The organism is Streptomyces sp. YS-3 (genome assembly GCF_045257485.1).
In the GTDB taxonomy this organism is placed as follows: domain Bacteria; phylum Actinomycetota; class Actinomycetes; order Streptomycetales; family Streptomycetaceae; genus Streptomyces.
This window is the reverse complement of sequence record NZ_JBJHPC010000569.1, coordinates 1-4,593: the sequence shown is the minus strand read 5'-3', so window position 1 is coordinate 4,593 and position 4,593 is coordinate 1. Positions and strand designations below refer to the sequence as shown.

The window sequence follows — 4,593 nt, the reverse complement described above, 5'->3', positions numbered from 1 at the left end:
CACCCGGCCCGTGCCGCCCCGTACCCACGAGAACCGCGGCGAGGAGGCTTCGGTCCTGGCCAGGGTGCGGCGCAAGTCCCGGGAGATCTCCGGCCTGTCCGTCGTGGTCGTCCTGCTCCTCCTCCTCATCCCCGCCGCGCTCGCGGCGGCGCTGTTGGGCTCCCGCCGCCCCTGATCCACCCCGTGATCCGGAGGGATCCCCGTGTTTGACACCCTGCAAAGCCTCGTGATTGTTCTCGGGGTGGCCATGCTCGCCGCCGCGGTGGTCGTGGTGAAGGGGCGCCTCTTCCCGCCGAGCCCCGACGAGGAGCCGCGCGAAGACGTCGCCGAGTACATCTCGATGATGGTCGGCGTCCTCTACGCGCTCGTGCTGGGGCTGGCCCTGGTGTCCGTATGGGGGACGAGCAGCAGCGCCTCCTCCCACGTACAGGCGGAGGCCAGTGCCCTGCACGAGACGTACCTGGTCGCCGAGGCGCTGCCGGAGCAGGAGCGGGGGCAGGTGCGTACCCTCTCCGCGCAGTACGCACATCAGGTCGTCACCGTCGAGTGGCCCCGGATGACGGACGGTCAGGACCTTGGCCCGGAGGGCTGGTCGCTACTGAACCAACTGCGCGCGGCGAGCCGGCTTCCGGCCACGGCGACGGTCACCCAGCAGCTCGCCGCTCAGGAACTCCTCTCGCAGCTGGGCACACTCGACGAGGCGCGGCGCGGACGCGAGGCCGACGCCCAGAGCAGCCTGTCCCCCGTCCTCTGGCTCGGTCTGATCCTGGGGGGAGTGCTGACGGTCGCGTTCATGTTCATCTTCGGGATCCGGCGCAGCTTCACGCACATCATCATGGTCATGGGCCTGGCCGGGCTCATCACCTTCCTCGTCCTGCTCATCCGCGAACTCGACGCCCCCTTCGGTGACGTCCTCGGCACCGATGCCACGGCCTTCACGCGCTACTTCCAGACCTGAGCGAGGCCCTGAGCGAGGCGCCCGTGCGACGGGCAGTGGCGGCAATCGTGGTTGACGCGCACGCCAGCCGTCGGTTTGCTGGGCCGATGAACGACCTCCGTAACCAACCGGTGAACGACGACGCTTCGATCCGGGACTGGCAGTACGTCCACAACCTGATCATCCCCGGCGACCCGCTGTCGCTCGACGACGTCCGCGCCCGCACCAACCGCAACGTCATGGAGGTCGCGTACCTCGGGGACGTCCTCATCGGCTGCACCACCGTACGGCCGCCCACCGCGGACAACGCCGCCACCGCGACGGTCATCGCCCGCGTCCTGCCCGAGCACCGCCGCCGTGGCTTCGGCACCCGGCTCTACGAGCGCGCCCTCGCCCAAGCCCGGGCGCTGGACGCGCAGTTGATCGAGACCGTGGTACTGGGCTCCAACGAGGACGGGCTGCGCTTCGCCGTACAGCAGGGCTTCGTCGAGCTCGAAAGGTATCTGCTGCGCGAGGGCGACACCGTGCCCTGGATCGACCTGCGCCTGGCGTGATCCGCGGGACAGGCCCGGTACAGCCGTGGTCGGCGCAGGGATGGGGCGTGGGCCGGCCTACCGGCCCGTCCCCCGTTCCGTGTGGGGAGCGGCGGCCTGGTCGTGCCGGCCGCCCTCTCGTGCCAGCCGGGACAAGCCCCGGGCGTCTACGGCCCGTCGGACTTGCCCCAGGCCGGGTGTCACGCCCCGTCCTTCGGGAGATGGCGGGGTGTGGTGCCTAGCCGTTGGTGCAGCTGTTCCCGCTCGCGGGGTTGAGGAGACCGATGACATCTATGGTGTCGCCGCACACGGCGACCGGGATGTGGATCGGCACCTGGATCACGTCGCCGGAAAGGAGGCCGGGCGAGTTGCTGGCCACGCCGGTCGTTGTGTCGGGGCCTGGGTCTGCTGCGAGGGCCGTACCCGCTCCCGCCAGGGTGAGAACTGTGGTCAGGGTGGCAGCGGCGAGGATGCGCATACGCATGACAACCTCCAGTTGAAATCTTCAGGGTGAGGATGCTTCCCCGTGCGGGACGCGTCGTGCACAGGGCGGTCCCGCACGATCGGGGTTCCTACGGGATGGCCCCGGCGATCGTCCCCGTCGTACCGGGTGTGCCGGCCGGACGTGTCTCGGCGCGCATGGCGGGCACCTCCCGTACGCTCGTTGGCGATGGCGCCGGGCCTCCCCTTCCAGCCTTGTGCGGTAGGTGGCGTGCGTCGCCCTGATTAGCCCAAACGGGTGAGGCCGCCGCCTGTTCAGCTCCGCCCGCGCCCCTCCCGCCCACGGCACCGCCGGGCTGCCACACTGGGGGAGTGACCGAGGCCGAACGGCAGACCGGCCGGCGTCTGGAACGCGCCATCCTGGAACTGCTGGAACGTCGTGGCGCGACCGCGACGATCTGCCCCTCCGACGCCGCGCGGGCGGTGTACGGCGGGGACGACGACGGCTGGCGCGCCCTGATGGAACCGGCCCGGCGCGCGGCCGGGCGACTGGTCGCGGCGGGCGAGGTGGAGATCACCCAGGGTGGGCGCCCCGTCGAGCCGACCCGGGCACGCGGCCCGATCCGAATCCGCCGCGCCCGCTGACGTACATACCCCCGGCACGCGCTGACCGCCCTTCGGGGCAGGGGACCGGGCCGGGACGGCTCTTGCGCCCCGAGGTGGGGGTGTAGTGCGCTGTCTGCCATGACACTGAGCAGAGTTGGTGCACTGATCGCCGCCGTAACCGCGGGAGCGCTGCTGGCGGGCGCGCCGGGGTCGAGCGCGCAGGGTGTCGGCGCGGCGGACCAGCCGTCGCGCCGGGTGGCGGTTCTTGAGGGGATCGACCTCGACACGGTGACGATCCCGGAGTTACAGACCGGCAGGGAGAAGGGGGCCCTGACGTCGCTGGCGCTGACCCGGGCGTACTTGCGGCGTATCGAGAGCATCGATCCGAAGATCCACGCCGTGCTGTACACCGATCCTTCGGCCCTGCGGCAGGCCGCCGCCAGCGACGCCCGGCAGCGCGGCGGCCGGCTGCGCGGGCCGCTGGACGGCATCCCCGTGCTGCTCAAGGACAACGTCGGCACCCGGGACCTGCCGACCACGGCCGGGTCGCTGGCGCTTGCGGGCAAAGCACCCGGCCAGGACGCGGCCCTGGTCACCCGGCTGCGGCAGGCCGGAGCGGTGATCCTGGGCAAGACCAATCTGTCGGAGTGGGCAAACTTCCGCGCGGCCAAGCCGACTTCGGGGTGGTCGGCCGTGGGCGGGCAGACGAACAACCCGTACGTACTCGACCGCAATCCGTGCGGATCCTCGGCCGGCTCGGCCGCCGCGCTCGCCGCGTCGCTGTCCCAGGTGGCGATCGGCACCGAGACCGACGGCTCCGTCGTGTGCCCGGCGGGGATGAACGGAGTGGTCGGCTTCAAGCCGAGCCTCGGGCTGGTCAGCCCGCGGGGCGTGGTGCCGATCTCCGCCGAACAGGACACCGCCGGGCCCATGGCCCGCAACGTCATCGACACCGCCCTGACGCTGTCCGTGCTCACCGGCGATCGCCTCACGGGCCTTCCGGGCCGGACGGGCGCCGACGCACCGGGCCGACAGGTGACAAGGCAGGGTGAACCGGCGGGCCGTCAGGGAGGATTGCGGAACAAGCGCATCGGGTTGTGGAGGCTGCCCTCGCTCGGACCCGAAGTCGACGCCGTGATGACCCGTACCGCGGGGAGACTGCGCGCCGCCGGCGCCGAGGTCGTCGAGGTGACGCTCCCGTACCAGGACCGGCTGGCCCAGCTCGAATTCCCCGCGCTGCTCAGTGAGTTCCACCGGGACATCGACGCCTACCTCCGTACGCGCCAGGGGCCCCGGGACCTCGCCGCCCTGATCGCGTTCAACCGCACCCATCCCCGGGAACAGACCTGCTTCGCCGGACAGGAACTGTTCGAGCAGTCCCTCGCGGCCCCGCCCACCACCGACCCCGGATACCGCGCCACGCGTGCGGAGCTGACGGACCTCTCCCGGCGTTCGGTCGACGAGACGCTGGCCGCCCACCACCTGGACGCCATCGCCGCGCCGACGAACCCGCCGGCCTGGACGACCGACTGCGCACGCGGCGACAACGACGTGATCCCGTCCTCCACCCCGGCGGCCGTGGCCGGGTACCCCTCGCTCTCGGTGCCCGCCGGGTCCGTGGGCGAACTCCCGATCGGTCTCCTGCTGACCGCGGGCCACCACCAGGACGCATCCCTGCTGTCGCTGGGAGCAGCCGTGGAGCGACAGCTGCGGGCCTGGCGCGCACCGCGATATCTGCCGTCCGTGGGCCCCACCGCGCACTGAACGCGGCGGGACTCCTCGCCCTGGACGCCGTGTCCATCGGGACACCCGAGCGACGCGGCCAGACGGTGCGGCGGCCCGGGACCAGCGAAGGGTGGCGTCCGGGCCGTCGTTTTCCTCTGATTTCGAGGGGATCACCCCGCCTCACCCACTCCTCAAAAGGGTACATTCCGTCACTCTTGGTGAAAATCGGGCACCCCGAAGGTGACTCGTCCCATAGGACGCACGTCACGTACGAGGGGGAGTCGTAGCCCTCCGACGGTCCCGGCGCGGGGCCTCATCGGCGCTCCCGCCTGCCCAAACGGACCTCCCGCC

General features: G+C 71.6%; 5 protein-coding genes. 4 read left to right on the top strand and 1 reads right to left on the bottom strand.

Features of this window, described 5'->3' with window-relative positions:
- Positions 1–226 precede the first annotated feature (226 nt).
- Together ACJA3G_RS30880 and ACJA3G_RS30875 are read left to right on the top strand one after the other, a co-directional pair.
- Positions 227–958: a hypothetical protein gene (locus tag ACJA3G_RS30880; RefSeq protein ID WP_406556337.1), complete on the top strand. Its 732-nt coding sequence runs from the start codon at positions 227–229 to the stop codon at positions 956–958.
- 86 nt (positions 959–1,044) lie between these two features.
- Entirely contained in the window at positions 1,045–1,491 is a 447-nt protein-coding gene (locus ACJA3G_RS30875) for a GNAT family N-acetyltransferase (RefSeq protein ID WP_406556336.1), read from the top strand.
- A gap of 217 nt (positions 1,492–1,708) precedes the next feature.
- Here the strand turns inward: ACJA3G_RS30875 and ACJA3G_RS30870 are convergent, their stop codons facing one another.
- Positions 1,709–1,954 carry a chaplin gene (locus tag ACJA3G_RS30870; protein ID WP_406556335.1) on the bottom strand — a complete coding sequence of 82 codons (246 nt, stop codon included), beginning with the start codon at positions 1,952–1,954 and terminating at the stop codon, positions 1,709–1,711.
- A 329-nt stretch (positions 1,955–2,283) separates the two neighbouring features.
- Between ACJA3G_RS30870 and ACJA3G_RS30865 the strand changes: the two genes are divergently transcribed.
- Together ACJA3G_RS30865 and ACJA3G_RS30860 are read left to right on the top strand one after the other, a co-directional pair.
- Positions 2,284–2,556 (top strand): DUF3253 domain-containing protein, encoded by a 273-nt coding sequence (locus ACJA3G_RS30865; RefSeq protein WP_406556334.1) that lies wholly within the window; start codon positions 2,284–2,286, stop codon positions 2,554–2,556.
- A gap of 99 nt (positions 2,557–2,655) precedes the next feature.
- On the top strand, positions 2,656–4,281 hold the full coding sequence (locus ACJA3G_RS30860) for an amidase family protein (protein ID WP_406556333.1): 1,626 nt from the start codon (positions 2,656–2,658) through the stop codon (positions 4,279–4,281).
- Positions 4,282–4,593 lie beyond the last annotated feature (312 nt).